A 13,671-nucleotide genomic window follows, 5' to 3' on the forward strand; every position below is an offset into this window, starting at 1 on the left:
GGTGACGGCGCGGGCTGGTAGGTCCGGTTTATTTAACGCTGGCGGCCCAGGCGTCCATGCGTTTTTCCAACACCGCCAGGGGCATGGCGCCGCCCGCCAGCAGCTCGTCGTGGAAGGCACGCAAGTCAAATTTGCGGCCCAGTTGCTTTTCATACCGGGCGCGCAGCTCGCTGAGCTTAAGCTGGCCGGTTTTGTAGCTCAGCGCCTGGCCGGGAGTGGCCATGTACCGCTCTACTTCGGCCGTGGCGGCCTGCTCGGTAATGGCCTCGTTGTCGAGCATGTAGGCAATGGCCTGCTCGCGGCTAAGCCGGCCGGTGTGCAGGCCCACATCCACCACCAGGCGTAGGGCCCGGTGCAGCTCGGCCCCCAGGTGGCCCATGAGTTGGTTGGGGTCTTGGAACACGCCCAACTCCGGGCCCAGGCTTTCGGTATAGAGGGCCCAGCCTTCGCTGAACACGCCGTATCTGCCGAAACGCCGAAAGCGGGGCAGGCTGGTATTTTCCTGTTGGAGTGAAACCTGGTAGTGGTGGCCCGGAATAGCTTCGTGCAGAAACAAGGTTTCCATGGCCGGATTGGCCACGGTATTGTACTTGAGCGGGTCCAGAATAGGCACGTAGAAGATGCCCGGGCGCGAGCCGTCAGCCGTGCCGCGGTTATACTGGGCGGAGGCGGAGGCCGCCCGGAATGCTTCGGTAGCGCGCACCTCAAAGGCGGTGTTGGGCGTGCGGCTGAACAGCTTGGGCAGGGCCGGCGCAATGCGGGCCTGGATGGCCCGGAATGCGTCGAGCACTTCCTGTTCGGTCTTGAAGGGCCGGAACTGGGCGTCGGTATCGACGTACTTGAAGTAAGCTTTCAGGTCGCCCGCGAAGCCGGTTTGCGCCTTCACCTGCTCCATCCGGGCCTGGATGCGCGCCACCTCGGTCAGGCCGGTCTGGTAAATCTGCTCTGGGGTGCGGGTGGTGGTGGTGGCCACCTGCACGGCATTGGCGTAGCGGGCGGCGCCCTGCGGCAGCGCCCCGATGCCGCTGCTGCTGCGGGCCCGGGGCAGGTACTCGGTTTCGAGGAAGTCGGCCAGCTTCTGGTAGGAAGCCGCCAGGTCGCGGCGAATGGCCTGCTCAAACAGCGGAGTCAGGCGGGCCTTGTCGGCGGCCGAAAAGCTGGCCGGGAAATTCCTGACCGGCCCGTAGAACAAGCTTTTGGCCGGGTCGGTGCCCGCCTGGGCCAGGGTGCGCAGCTGGCTGACCATTTTGGGCACCACTGCCTTAGGCAGGGTCACGCCCGATTTCGCGCCCTGGCGGAAGTTGGCAATGGCCGAATCGGCCCACACCGGAAACTGGCCGACGCGGCGCAGCCAGTGGTCGTAGTCGGGCACTGTTTTGAAGGGCTGCGCGCCGGTGCCCGCCCCCAGTTGGGCCAGGCTGGCGGGCAAGCCGCCAAACTGGTTAAACGGCATCAGCCAGTTGTTGAAGGCATATTCATTTAGGCGCTGAGTGAGCGTATAGGCCAGGATGTCATAGCTGGTCTGGTCAACGGCGCCAAGGCGGCGGCGGTCTATCTGGCGCAGCTGCTGGAGGTAGCGCTGGTAGTAGTCGCGCTCTTGCTGGCGCCGCGCGCGGGTCTGGTCGTTGGGCAGCTGGTCGTTGTAGCGGTTATCTCCTTGTTGCATGGCCACAAACGGAAACAGCCGGTTTTCCTCTTCCGAGTACGCCTCGAACAGGGCTGCCAGCGGGGCCGAAGCGGGCGGTTGGGCAGTTGGCGTTGTGGGTTTACTCGTTTGAGCGGCGGCTGGTGCGGGCGGTGAAACCGCCCATACCGAGCCGGCAAGAAGTAAGGCGCGTATAGAAGGAAGCATGCAGAAATTGGGGAGAAGCCAGGATAGTACAATCAGGATAGTGCAAAGAAGAATTGATTAATTATTATTTCCTAGTCCGCATGACTTATTCCAGAGGGATGGGTGTACGTCAGGTTCTGGCCGGTGTCGTGGGCGCCGTGGGCGCCAGTCTTGGAGCTGTCTTGGCAGTGATGTTCCTCGGCTCTGGTTTCGTGCCGCTGGTTGCTATGGCTGATTCGATTGCCCAGTTTGTGAGGGTGATTTCGGGTAGCATGGCTGAACGGGCTGAGTGGACGCCATCAGTGGGAAGCCGGTGCTTAACAGGGTCGGCCTTTTTATTGGTCTGGCTATATAATCATCAGCGATATTGGGGGACCATAAACGTAAGCCCAGCTAATTTCACCTATGCGCCTTTACCTTCTCGTATTCTGGTTGCTGTTTCCCGGGCTGCTCGCCGTGGGCCAGCCCGTACCGTACGGCAACAACCCGGCCGCGGGCCACTATCGGCTGGTGCGGGGAGTCAAGCTGTACTACGAGGTGTATGGCAAAGGCCAACCCTTGCTGCTGATTCACGGCAACGGGGGAAGTATCGAGAAGTTCAAGGCCAATATTCCTTACTTCGCCCAGCGCTACCAAGTAATTGCCGTAGATAGCCGGGCACACGGCAAGTCGGTTGACTTGGGCGACTCGCTGAGCTTCGAGATGATGGCCGATGACTTCGCGGGGCTGCTCACGGAGCTGCACCTGGACTCAGTGAATGTGCTGGGCTGGAGTGATGGCGGCATCAATGCCCTGGTGCTGGCCCTCCGACACCCCCGCAAAGTGCGGCGCCTGGCGGCCACGGGAGTCAACCTGTCGCCCGATTCTGCAGCCATCGTGCCGGCGGTGTGGAAAGAGGTACAGGCGGCCTACCAAGCCGATAAAGGCAAGGTCTTTTCCGACCCGCAGAAGCGCAATGACTGGAAAGTGTTCACGCTGGATGTGTTGCAGCCGAACATTCCGGTGGCGACGCTGCGGCAGATTAAGGCCCCCGCCTTCCTCATCGCCGGCGACCGGGACGTTATCACGCACGCTCATACCGTGGCTATTTACCGCAACCTCCGTCGCTCCTGGCTGTGGATAATACCCAACAGTGGTCACGCCACGCTCCGGGAGCATGCCGACGAGTTCAATCAAAAGGTGGATGAATTCTTTCGGGCTAACGCAATACCAGCCCTGGCGCACTGACGACGGGTAGCCTTCGGGCCGGACGTTTTGTGGTGCGGATAGCAGGCAATACTCTTTCGAAGCGGGCGCCGCAGCCGTGCGGAGTCAATGGATTGGTGATATAGCCCCTCGACGAATGCCAGATAAGTAAAAGCCCCATCAGCCACTGGCTGATGGGGCTTTTACTTGCGGCCGTAGTGCCGTTAGCTCAGGTCTTCGACTTGAGCGGAAGGAGCGGCCTGCAGCACTACATGCAGGCCGTGGTCGCGGGACTGGGCGGTGGTGTACTTCTCGCTGCGGCCAATGATTTCGCCGTTGGCGGCCACGTGGTTGAAGCCGTACTGGCCGCTGGCGAAGTAGGACTCGAAGCGGTGGGGCTGGCAATTGGCCTGCACCGACCGGATGCCGTGCCGGCAGCTGGTTTTGGTGGTATAGCCCTCGCCGGACTGGACGATTTCGCCGTTGTCGGCGCGCAGGCGGTACCAGTACTGGCCGCTGCTCTGGAAGATCTGGAAGGTTGCCATGGGTAGGAAGAAGTGGAATCTGGATTAAGCGGCTACTCGCGCGGCCAGCTGGCCACCGGACTGGTGAAAAGCCGGCTGCCCGGCGTAAGCCCGCAGCAGGCGGCGGTACTTGCGGCGGCCCTGCTCCATGAGGGCGGCATCGGCGCTTACTTCCACCACCCAGAGCTCGTGGGGGGCTTTCTTCTGCACCCCGATGATGAGGAAGCGGTCGGCCTGGAGCACGTCGCAGTAGAAGGCGGCCTGGCGGTCGTAGTCGTCCTGCTCGATGGTGGTCAGGAACCGGGCGCGGTCGGGGCAGCTGGTGGTTTTGAAGTCGATGAGGGTGAGGCGGCGGCCGGCGCGGCTGCGCACGAGCAGGTCGGGGCGCACCTTCACCGCAATGCCGGTTTCGGTGTGTACGGCGGTGTGGGTCAGCTCGGGCATGCCGCGGTAGAGCAGGTCGCGGCAGTAGCGCTGGCGGCGCACCCGGCGGGCCAGCATTTCGAGGTCGGCCCAGCGGACGCCGCGCTCGTTGGTGCGGGCGTAGGTGGCGGGTTCGAGGGTGGCGGCGTGGAAGGCGGTGCCGTAGGCCAGAGCCTGCGGGTTGAGGGCGCGCAGCTGGCCCAGCACCTGGCCTTTCAGCTCGGAGAGGTCGGTGTTGCTGACGTGGGGCAGGGCCCGGTGCTGGGCCTGGGTGAGGTCGGGGTGAGCGGTGAGGGAGTGAAACATGGCGTTGGTTTTTTGGGCTACAAGCTTCAAGCTGTCAGCGGCAAGTGTGAACGGGCTTGCGGCTGACAGCTTAAAGCTTGCCGCTAATGAATGATAGCTAGGCGCTGGGCTTCGCCGGCGCGGTGGAGCCAGATGTGGGCGCCGCCGCAACCGACGAGGTAGGCCGGGGGCGGGAACAGGGCGCGCACGGCCGGGGCCAGGTCGCGCAGGTCGGGCAAGGGTCGGCGGTTTCGATGAGGCGGGCCAATTCGGTGAGCTGGGCGGCTTCGACGGCGTCGCGGGCGGGCTGGTGCACGACCAGCTGCGGAATCTCCAGGTTGGAATCCATAGGATGGGGCGTAATGTGGCCGGGTGGCCCCCTACCCTGCCGGGCAGGGGGCCGGTGGGCTCAGGCGGCTTGCTGGGCTTCCGCTTCGGGAGCTTCGGCGGGCAGCTCCGGGGCGGGCACGGTATAGGCGTGACTGATGCGCAGGTCGGCGGTGCCGGTGCAGGTTTCCTGGCGCCAGATGGGAAAGTCGCGGGCGAAGTCGCAGCGGGCGGCCACCTCGGCCGGGTCGGCGGGCTCGTAGCTGAACTGGGCGATATAGTAGGTGGCCTTCTTGCCGTCCTTGGTGGTTTCCTTCTTCTCAGCGGTGACTTTTACCGTCACGTCGGCCAGGGTGAGGTCGTCGTAGAACAGCGGCTCAATCAACCGATAGAGGTTTTCGACGCTGTAGCCGTGGAATAGCACGGCGCATACGGCGCCCTTGTCGTCGGCGAAGAAAAGCTCGGCCCAGAGCTTGCGGCCCATGTTCAGGATGTCGTCCTGAAACACGCGCCAGGCCAGCGGGATAAAGCTCAGGGAGCTGCCCAACAGCGTAATGCCGCCGATGTTGAACTGACCGGCTTTGGCATCAAAACGCACCTGGCGGGGGTGGCCGGGCAGGTAACGGAAGCGCGGCACCTGGGTGACTTCGCCGGTGGCCTCGTCTACTTTGTCGATGAGGTAGGCAGCCTCACCCCCCGGCCCCCTCTCCTGTAGAGAGGGGGTGAGTTCTGGCGTATCCTTGGTGGGGCTGCTGGGGGCGTTAGTGGCCGGGAGTTGAGGGGCCGGGGTTTTGGGGGTTTTGGTGGCGGTTGCCATAATAGAAGGAAGTAAAAAGTAGGGCCAGTTGGCGGCCGGCCCCTTCGCCGTGGTTGCTGGTGAGGGTGCTAGGCCTAGCGGAACTGCTTGTCGTGGCAGAGGATGGCGCGGCCCACGATGCTGTCCTGGCCGCGGGCTTCGGGCTGGTGCTGGTACCAGAGGTAGGTAGCCAGCAGGTTCAGGTAGCAGGGCTGGCGGAATTTGCGCAAAGGCTTGATGCGCCTTACATCGTCGATAATCAAAATCAGCTCATCGGTGAGGCGTACCACGTCCACCGTCTGGCAGTCGAGCAGCCGGTAGAGTTCGGCCAGCCGGAAGCTGCGGCCGTTGGCGGGGTGGATGGGTTGCGGCTCGGCGCTGTGCGGGTCGAGCAGATGGGGCTGGTACGTGGTAGCGGTAGCGGGCATAAGGTGAGGTAGTGGGGCCCGCGCCACTGTGAGCTGGCGCGGGCCGGTGGATGGTTTATTGCAGGTCCCAGGGGTGCGGGGGGTACTCGTCGTCGTCCTCGTATTCGTCCCAGTCGGCGGGGTGTATGTCGTCCCAGCGGCTGGGCTCCGGGGGCAGATTCAGTGCCTCGGCGTAGGCGGTGGCGGCCTCCTGGGTGATGAACCGGCCGGGGCCGGCCTGCATCTGGTAGAGGCCGGGGCCGCCGGGCATCGTGCCGGGCCGGGCCACGTCGCGCACCACGGCCCAGCCGGGGCCGGCGGCGTAGAGGCAGGCCGCATACCAGCGGCCCGCCTGCTGCGGGAGGGCGGCGCGGCTCATAGCCGGCGGCCCTCCCGGCCCAGTAAGTCCTCCAACTGCTCGCGCAGGGCCTGCTCCTGGCGGGCGCCCACGTAGAGCGGCCGGCCGGTGCGCAGGCAGTACACGCCGCGCAGCTGCACATGGGGCGCCGTGCCTTTGTAGCTGTAGAACTCATCCGACACCCATTGCACGTAGTAGGCCACGGCCGCCGACACCTCGCGCAGGCCGCCGAACAAACTCACCGGCATTTCGCGCTCAGGATAGCAGCGGCGGCGGGTGTAGCTGCCCGCCCCGACCGGGGCGGGCGCTACTGCTGTGGCCGCGCTACGCATGGCGGGCCGACGTGAGAAGGCCGGACACTACGAAGAAGCCACCCCGCCGGAACCGGGCTACCCGGTGGCGGCGGGCCCGGCAGGCGAAGCCGGGACGAAGCAGCTGCACCCCGCACAAGGCGGCGGCGGTGCGGGCAATGGCGCGCTGGGCGTGCGGGCGGCTGACCGGCACCCCGGCCGCGGCGGCGGCGGCCACGGCGGCGGCTACGGCCTGAAAGGGGCAGGCCCCGCACAAGGGCGAGAGGAACATGGCCCCGCCCACGGTATAGGTAACCGTGTAGTAAGTGGCGAGCTGACCGGTGAATAGCTGGCAGGTGCTGATGGAGGCCTGCACGATGGGGGCGGGACCCGCCCAGGCGGCAGCGGCGAGCTGCGCGAACTGTAAAGGAGTGAGCATGGCTGTAGATGTTAGCCGTGGGGTGCGCTCCTGGCGGGCCGGGCCCTGCCTGCCTGTGCGCGTGTGCCCGGGCCTCTCCCGGACTACAATACTAATATACAACTAAAAACGACATTAACCAACAATAGTTTAATAATAGCTGATTGATTAACAACTAAAATACACGTATCTTATAACATGATAAAACACAATAACATAGTAGTAGCCGTGGTAGGCAGCCGGAGCGCCACCGGCAGCACGGCGCTGCAGCAGCGGCTGACAGAACTACAGCCGGCACTGGTGGTGAGTGGCGGCGCGGCGGGGGCTGACGCCCTGGCGGCCCGCTGGGCGCGGGCCCACGGGGTGCCGCTGCTGGAGCTACGGCCCGACTATGCCACCCACGGCCCGGGCGCCCCGCACGTGCGCAACGCCGAGATAGTGCGCCGGGCCGACCTGGTGCTGGCGGTATGGGACGGACGCAGCAAGGGCACCCTGAGCGCCCTGAAGGCCGCCCGACGGCTGGGCCGCCCCTACGAGCTACTGCCCCTGGACTGAGCACCAGGCGGCCGGGCACCCGTGGCGAGTGGTGAGCTACAGACCTTGAAAGCCTCGCCCAGGGGGTTTTGGGGGGCGGGCTGAGCACCCCCAATGAGCCGGCCCGAAGGGCACCTTATGAGGGTGTAGCAGCCTTTTTTACGGGCTGCGAAACCCGAGGCAATGCAGAGCAGCGCGGCGCATGATACGGGGGGGTACTTGGGGGGCCTCCCCCGAATAGACATGCGCCGCAGGCACCTTATGGTGCGGTGGGCAGAGGCGCGGGCTGCCGGGGGGTGGGACGTGCGGCGGGCAAGCGGCAGCTGGCGCCGGGGTGGCTGGTGAGGGGCGGCCGGCACGTGGCCAGCGTGGGTGAGCTGGTGGGCAGGCAAAGCTGGTGGCGGGGCGGCAGAGCGTGGGCGGAGCGTCTGAGGGCAGGCAGAGGCCGGGGCCTGGAGCGAAGCCGCGGGTGGGGTTGTGGGCAGGGTGGCGCAGTGGAAGGGCTGGGCCGGAGCGTGGTTTTTGGGTGGGCCGGACGGGCGGCCTGCGGGGCGGTAGGGTTGTGAGCCAGCCAGAGCAGGTGGCCCGGCCGGCGACGCGGGGCCTGGCTGAGGGATGGGAAGGGCGCGACCAGCGGGAGCGGTGCGTCAGCACGGGAGCATTCCGCGCATCGAGCGGCGACGGCCCCCTGGACAGCCCGACCCCGGACCGTAACAGAGCGAAGGGCCGGGGGCAGCCCCTCATTATCAATCTTCATAAAGTACATATTTAACTATAGCAGCTACAGATAATTTATGAAACTAAATTATAACAATGCGTACTTTAGCCATTGCAGCGGGTTCATCTATTATTTTCTACAAGACGCATGTTCAGTAGCACGAAAGCGGGCCACATGGCCCATATTCTTTTGACCTCGTTGGCCGGGCACGTGGCCAGCAACGAGCTAAGTCCGCCGGACCCGAGTGCCGTGGAGCAGTACGGGCACCTGATCATCCAGGCGGTGGTGGCAATTGTCACGCTGTGGGCGACAGTGCGCAAAGCGCTGCAGCGGCCGGAAACGGTGGTAAGGGTGTCGGCGGACGCGCTGACGAAAAGCGAACCGACGGTAACGACGGGGCAGCATGGCAGCGAAACTAACTGATGCTCAGGCGACCCGACAGGCGCAGCGGCTGGCCTCGGTGCGGCCGGAGCTGCGGCAGGCGTATGCCAGTGCCCTGCTGCGGTGGCTGCAGAACCCGGCCCTGGCGCGCCTGGGGCGCCCGATTGTAACCGAGGGCTACCGCAGCGCGGCCGAGCAGGACGCGCTGTACGCGCAGGGCCGGACGAAGCCGGGCCGGATTGTGACTTACAAGCAAGGCGGCGCGTCGAAGCACAACCGGCAGCCGGCAGAAGCGCTGGATGTCGCCTTTATGCTCAGCAACGGACAGGTGAGCTGGTCGGCGGAGCTGCTGCGGCGGTTTGCGCAGCTGATGAAGCAGGCCAATCCGGCAATCCGCTGGGGCGGGGACTGGCCGCAGTTCCGGGACAGGCCGCATTTTGAGCTGTAGAACAGTTGATTTCAGGACCCTGAAAAGGCCGTGTCTGTTTTAGTTGCTGCAGCTAACTGAATTGGTCTTTCACTAATTTTTTTAGCAGTAAGCAAACAAAGTTGGTTAGTTGCCGCGTATACTTGCGGTGACTAACCAATTTTAGTTTTATGAAAGACCATGTTGTATTGCTCGGGCAGGCGGGCTCATTGCTGAGGGCGCACCTGCTGCCCATGGTGGACGTGGGGCTGTCGTGCGGGTTTCCGTCGCCGGCGGATGACTACCAGACGGAACTGGTGGATCTGAACCGGCTGATGCTGCGGCACCCGGATGCATCGTTTCTGGCGCGGGCCGCGGGCGAGAGCATGACCGGGGCCGGCATCCACGACGGAGACGTGCTGGCCGTGGACCGCAGCATGCGGGCGCGGAACGGGGATATTGTGGTGGCCTGCGTGGAAGGGGAATACACGGTGAAGCGGCTGGAGAAGCGGCCGGACTCGGCGGCCCTGCTGGCCGCTAATCCGGCGTACCCGCCGATTGTGGTGCGCAACGCCGACGACCTGCGGATTTTCGGCGTGGTGGTGGCCGTGCTGCATCCGCTGGTGGGTGAAGGACGACGGGGGATTAGGGATTAGGGATTAGGGATTAGGGATTAGGGATTAGGGATTAGGGATTAGGGATTAGGGATTAGGGATTGAGTACCCGGCTTTGGGGTGCTGGGTTGCGGTTTTCGGCACTTGACTTTGGCCCCTCTTCTGCCTCCTGCCGTGTTACTCCCTATGCCAATCCAGCTATTCACCCATATGACCGTTCAGCAATTCAGCAATCCAACCATTCAGCAATTCAACCAATGAATCATGTTCGGGCTTGTTGACTGTAATAATTTCTACGCCTCATGCGAGCGGGTTTTCCGGCCGGAGCTGGAAGGGCGGCCGGTGGTGGTGTTGAGTAATAACGACGGGTGCGTTATTGCCCGGTCGCAGGAAGCCAAGGCGTTGGGGCTGAAGATGGGCGACCCGTATTTTCAGGTGCGGGGGCTGCTGGAGCAGCACGGCGTGGTGGTGTGCTCTTCGAACTACGAGCTGTACGGGGATATGAGCCGGCGCGTGATGTGGTACCTGCAGCAGACGGCACCGGCGGTGGAAGTGTACTCGATTGACGAGGCGTTTCTGGACCTGGCGGGCATGACGCGGCACTTCGACCTGGGCCGCTGGGCCGGCGAGGTGCGCGGGGCGCTGCGGCAGCGCACGGGCATTCCGACCTGCGTGGGCGTGGCGCCGACCAAGACCCTGGCCAAGCTGGCCAACCGGCTGGCCAAGACCGAATTCGTGGGCGGCCGCGGGGACGGGGTGCTGGTGCTGGACGGCGAAGCCGAGCGACGCGAGGCCCTGGCGCGGGTGGCAGTGGAAGACGTGTGGGGCGTGGGTGGGCGGTCGGCGGCGAAGCTGCACGCGGTGGGCGTGCGCACGGCCGCACAGCTGGCGGGCGTGGGCGACGCCTGGGCGCGCAAGAACCTGGGCGGCGTGGTGGGGGCCCGACTGCTGCACGAGCTGCGGGGCTTTCCATGCGCAGGTCTGGTGGTGGAAGACGAAGCGCGCAAGTCGCTGGCCTGCACCCGCTCGTTTGGGCAACCGGTAACGGCCTTGGCGGACATGGCCGGGGCCGTGGCCAGTCACGCTACGCGGGCCGGGGAAAAGCTGCGGCGGCAGGGCCTGGCAGCGCGGCTGCTGACGGTATTCGTGGAGACGAGCCGTTTTGCGGAGCTGCCTCCCCCCTACTCGTTTTCGGCGCAGCTGACTATGCTGGTGGCCACCGACGACACGCTGACGCTGGCGCAGGTGGCCCGCAAGGGTCTGGAGCGCATCTGGCGGCCGGGCAAGCGGTACGTGAAGGCCGGCGTGGTGCTGGACGGGCTGGAGCGGGCCGGGACCGGGGCGCAGGCCACCTTGTTCGGGGACGTGGGCGCCAAGCCGGAGCGGGCCAACCTGATGCGGGCTATGGATGCGCTGAACGGGCGGTTTGGAGCCGGGAAGGTGAAGGTGGCCGCAGCGGTAGCCGGGCCGGGCCAGCAGCCGGCCTGGGCCATGCGCCGGGACGCGAAAAGCCCGGCGTTTACGACTAACTGGGGGGAGCTGTGGACGGTGCGGTGCTGAAGGAAGCGGCAGGCTGGGAGCCATTAGCTGCAAGCTATAAGCCACAAGCTGCAAGCCGTCATCCACAAGCCATAAGCTGCAAGCTTCTGGCTTCAAGTCGGTTTGGACGGATTGCTGCTGACAACTTATCGGCTACGCTTTACCGAACGTCGAAGTACTGCGGAGTCTGACTCACCTCAACAACTCATTGGTAACTGATAACTCTATCTCAACCACACAGTAGCGGCGGCCGGGCGCAGTGGCCTGGTCGACGAACAACGGATTATGAACGAACTGACTTTTGTAGTGGCCGCTCAGGTGGTGGATGCCCGGACGGGCCCGGGGCGAGAAATCGTTTTGCTGCGGCCGGGGCTGGCGCCGGAATGGCGGGCGTCCCTCCCCCACCTGCTGGACCAGCGGCCGGCTACGGCGGCATTGGTGGAATACGTAGTGAAGCTGTACTTCCGCCAGTTGCCGCTGGAAGCGGAGCTGACCGGGGCCACGGCGTTGTCGGCGGCCGTGCGGCTGGCACTGGCACGGGCCAACGGGGAGGCCGATGAGGGCTGGGAATATGCGCAGGTGGTGGCCTGAATTGTGGGCAGCCACCTATGGCCGGCCGTTGCGGGCGGTTGGGGCCGGTTGGCGGGGCTTCCGGTTGACCGGCTACGGATTTTCAAGGCACTCTGGCCGGACGTTGTCCGGCCGGGCATTTCTTCATTTTCAGTACTCCACTCCCATGAAGCGAAACAAAACCTCTGCCGCGGCCAGCGGCCGCGCCCGGCGCAAAGCGTATCTGCAGCCGCCAGCCGAGCTACCGGGCACGCCTACCCACTACGAGCGGCGCCCGTGCTACACCCGCCGGCTGCACAACCGGCGCATTACGGTGCTGACCACACCCACCGGCGGCTACCAGGTGAAGCTGGCGGTGGTGCTGCCGCCCGGGCAGGCGGCGGAGCTGCGCCGGCAGGGCCACCACGACTCGATGCAGGACTACATCCTGCGGGACCGGGTGCGGTACTCGGTGGTGACCCTGTCGGCTGAGGCGTTTGAGGCCATGGTGTGGTGCTGGGCGCAGCTGCGGGAGCGGCAGCAGCGGAAGCGGGCGTGAGGTATTGCTTGAAAAGCCGCAATCAGTATCTTCACAACCTATTGTCTAGCTACACCGTGAGGATTCTGTCTTCGCGGATTATTTTAAAGAACAATGGCTACTGAGTGCGACCGAGCTTTAGATGCAAACGGCCTAGAAATTTCTATTGCACTAGCTCAGAGTGGCGCTAATGGCTATTTCTGTATAGGATGCGGCCGGGAGCTGGTCGCCCATATTGGACTGGTTAATCAGCCGCACTTCAAGCACCATCCACGTTACAGCGTGCAGGATAACCGCTGCACATATTCCACCGAAACGCACCGCCACCAGTTAGCCAAATCAATTTTGCAGCGGCTGGCGCGCGTGAAAGTACCCTCCGTGTACCAGTATGCGCTGGCTGGCTGGCAGCGGCACCAACTGCAGGCGACGCGGTTCGTGGAAGCGCATGAGGTACTCATCGAACGCAACATCTACGAGGATCAGCACGGACGTGTCCGCTGGGAGAGAAGCTCGGAACGGCCTTTTGATGACCAGGAAGGAACACGGGAGCTGCTGGTACGGCCGGATGTATTGTTTCTGAACGCTGAAAAAAAGCCCGTTCTGCTGATTGAGCTGTGCGCTACGCACGCCGTGAATGAGGCCAAGCTGATGAAGATTCGGCGGCTGGGTATAGATACCATCGAAATCTACATCCCCAAAACATTCACTCCAGAGGATATTGAAGGCCTCTTCACCTCCACCCAGCATACATCCTGGCTATACAACCGTGAGCAGTTTACTACCCCCATTGCCACCACCCAACCCGCACCTGGAGCGGGAAGTCAACTACCTGCTGGAAACGAAGGCGGACTTTCTGAACAACCCGAATCTTACCGGTGCCGCGCGCTCTGGCTTGGTGCGGCAATACGCGGAATTAGAAAAAGCCTGGGAGCAGCTGACTTTGCTGTCGCAACGGAAGCACATCGAGCAGTTACAGCAGAGCTTGGCGAGCAACTTCGAGACCGTAGTGAGCAAGCAGCTGGAGTTGCTCGTTTACAACTCGCAGACATCGAGGCCGAATACCAGCGGGATGCAGCAGCGCTTGCTGCGGAGGAAGCAGCTCTGGAGCAGTGGATTCGAGCGAAAGAAGAGCAGCTTGTTCGAGTCGGTAGCTACCTCAAGGAACGAGTGGCACGAGCTAAAGCTGAATGGAGCCGAGATAATCAGACAACGGAAGCAGAGCTACACGCAGCAGAGCTCCAGCTATCAATCGAGCGGGCAGGGCGGGCCGCTGAGCGCATCCGCCTTGACCGAGAAGCAAATGCTCTTGGAGCTGAGGAGGCAGAGCTCAGCCGAGCGGAAGCAAATCTTGAACGCCAGGCAGCAAGCGTTAGAAGCCGAGCAAAAGAACAACAGCATACTCTCGACGGAATCAGGGCAGCTGCAGCAGCAATTGACCAGGAAATCGGAGATGTTGCTGCACGAAAAAATCAGTTGCGCCAGATTAAGGAACAGCCTCATCAACGCCAACCGGATTCAGAAAACTGAATTCCTGGAGGTGGATATGGA

The 13,671-nt window shown here is 63.8% G+C and carries 18 protein-coding genes; 9 read left to right on the forward strand and 9 right to left on the reverse strand.

Going from position 1 to position 13,671, the window contains the following annotated elements; translation table 11 throughout:
- Nucleotides 1–28: 28 nt before the first annotated feature.
- The gene (locus tag N008_RS02370; protein ID WP_044013451.1) at nt 29–1,852 is read right to left on the reverse strand and encodes a DUF885 domain-containing protein; all 1,824 of its coding nucleotides are present in this window, start codon (nt 1,850–1,852) and stop codon (nt 29–31) included.
- 384 nt (nt 1,853–2,236) lie between these two features.
- On the opposite strand from N008_RS02370, the gene N008_RS02375 reads away from it, so the two are divergent.
- Entirely contained in the window at nt 2,237–3,058 is an 822-nt protein-coding gene (locus N008_RS02375) for an alpha/beta fold hydrolase (protein ID WP_044013452.1), read from the forward strand.
- A 182-nt stretch (nt 3,059–3,240) separates the two neighbouring features.
- Here N008_RS02375 and N008_RS02380 read toward each other — a convergent pair whose 3' ends face one another.
- The 8 genes from N008_RS02380 to N008_RS02410 all read right to left on the reverse strand — a co-directional run bounded on the left by N008_RS02380 (nt 3,241) and on the right by N008_RS02410 (nt 6,865).
- Nucleotides 3,241–3,561 carry a YegP family protein gene (locus tag N008_RS02380; RefSeq protein ID WP_044013454.1) on the reverse strand — a complete coding sequence of 107 codons (321 nt, stop codon included), beginning with the start codon at nt 3,559–3,561 and terminating at the stop codon, nt 3,241–3,243.
- 24 nt (nt 3,562–3,585) lie between these two features.
- Nucleotides 3,586–4,269, reverse strand: a complete 684-nt coding sequence (locus N008_RS02385) for a PD-(D/E)XK nuclease-like domain-containing protein (protein ID WP_081910932.1) — start codon at nt 4,267–4,269, stop codon at nt 3,586–3,588.
- A gap of 83 nt (nt 4,270–4,352) precedes the next feature.
- Entirely contained in the window at nt 4,353–4,487 is a 135-nt protein-coding gene (locus tag N008_RS23980; RefSeq protein WP_262489702.1) for a hypothetical protein, read from the reverse strand.
- Nucleotides 4,488–4,657: 170 nt separating this feature from the next.
- The gene (locus tag N008_RS02390; protein WP_052381109.1) at nt 4,658–5,392 is read right to left on the reverse strand and encodes a hypothetical protein; all 735 of its coding nucleotides are present in this window, start codon (nt 5,390–5,392) and stop codon (nt 4,658–4,660) included.
- 74 nt (nt 5,393–5,466) lie between these two features.
- Nucleotides 5,467–5,799, reverse strand: a complete 333-nt coding sequence (locus tag N008_RS02395) for a hypothetical protein (RefSeq protein WP_044013459.1) — start codon at nt 5,797–5,799, stop codon at nt 5,467–5,469.
- Nucleotides 5,800–5,854: 55 nt separating this feature from the next.
- Nucleotides 5,855–6,157 (reverse strand): hypothetical protein, encoded by a 303-nt coding sequence (locus tag N008_RS02400; protein WP_044013461.1) that lies wholly within the window; start codon nt 6,155–6,157, stop codon nt 5,855–5,857.
- Nucleotides 6,154–6,468 carry a hypothetical protein gene (locus tag N008_RS02405; protein ID WP_044013463.1) on the reverse strand — a complete coding sequence of 105 codons (315 nt, stop codon included), beginning with the start codon at nt 6,466–6,468 and terminating at the stop codon, nt 6,154–6,156. The genes N008_RS02400 and N008_RS02405 overlap by 4 nt, the downstream gene beginning before the upstream one ends.
- On the reverse strand, nt 6,461–6,865 hold the full coding sequence (locus N008_RS02410; protein WP_044013465.1) for a hypothetical protein: 405 nt from the start codon (nt 6,863–6,865) through the stop codon (nt 6,461–6,463). The genes N008_RS02405 and N008_RS02410 overlap by 8 nt, the downstream gene beginning before the upstream one ends.
- A gap of 177 nt (nt 6,866–7,042) precedes the next feature.
- On the opposite strand from N008_RS02410, the gene N008_RS02415 reads away from it, so the two are divergent.
- From N008_RS02415 to N008_RS22905, 8 genes are all read left to right on the forward strand, one after another.
- Nucleotides 7,043–7,399 carry an SLOG family protein gene (locus N008_RS02415; protein WP_052381110.1) on the forward strand — a complete coding sequence of 119 codons (357 nt, stop codon included), beginning with the start codon at nt 7,043–7,045 and terminating at the stop codon, nt 7,397–7,399.
- 844 nt (nt 7,400–8,243) lie between these two features.
- The gene (locus N008_RS22900) at nt 8,244–8,519 is read left to right on the forward strand and encodes a hypothetical protein (RefSeq protein ID WP_052381111.1); all 276 of its coding nucleotides are present in this window, start codon (nt 8,244–8,246) and stop codon (nt 8,517–8,519) included.
- Nucleotides 8,500–8,925: a M15 family metallopeptidase gene (locus tag N008_RS02420; RefSeq protein WP_081910567.1), complete on the forward strand. Its 426-nt coding sequence runs from the start codon at nt 8,500–8,502 to the stop codon at nt 8,923–8,925. The genes N008_RS22900 and N008_RS02420 overlap by 20 nt, the downstream gene beginning before the upstream one ends.
- Nucleotides 8,926–9,074: 149 nt before the next feature.
- The gene (locus N008_RS02425; RefSeq protein ID WP_071884464.1) at nt 9,075–9,539 is read left to right on the forward strand and encodes a LexA family protein; all 465 of its coding nucleotides are present in this window, start codon (nt 9,075–9,077) and stop codon (nt 9,537–9,539) included.
- Nucleotides 9,540–9,761: 222 nt separating this feature from the next.
- The gene (locus N008_RS02430; protein WP_044013470.1) at nt 9,762–11,057 is read left to right on the forward strand and encodes a Y-family DNA polymerase; all 1,296 of its coding nucleotides are present in this window, start codon (nt 9,762–9,764) and stop codon (nt 11,055–11,057) included.
- Nucleotides 11,058–11,321: 264 nt separating this feature from the next.
- The gene (locus N008_RS02435; protein WP_044013473.1) at nt 11,322–11,627 is read left to right on the forward strand and encodes a hypothetical protein; all 306 of its coding nucleotides are present in this window, start codon (nt 11,322–11,324) and stop codon (nt 11,625–11,627) included.
- Between the two features lie 145 nt (nt 11,628–11,772).
- Nucleotides 11,773–12,144 carry a hypothetical protein gene (locus tag N008_RS02440; RefSeq protein ID WP_044013474.1) on the forward strand — a complete coding sequence of 124 codons (372 nt, stop codon included), beginning with the start codon at nt 11,773–11,775 and terminating at the stop codon, nt 12,142–12,144.
- Nucleotides 12,145–12,237: 93 nt separating this feature from the next.
- Complete coding sequence (locus N008_RS22905) at nt 12,238–13,650, forward strand: competence protein CoiA family protein (RefSeq protein WP_156108966.1); 1,413 nt, start codon at nt 12,238–12,240, stop codon at nt 13,648–13,650.
- The last annotated feature ends 21 nt before the right edge of the window (nt 13,651–13,671 follow it).

Source organism: Hymenobacter sp. APR13, assembly GCF_000737515.1.
GTDB lineage: Bacteria > Bacteroidota > Bacteroidia > Cytophagales > Hymenobacteraceae > Hymenobacter.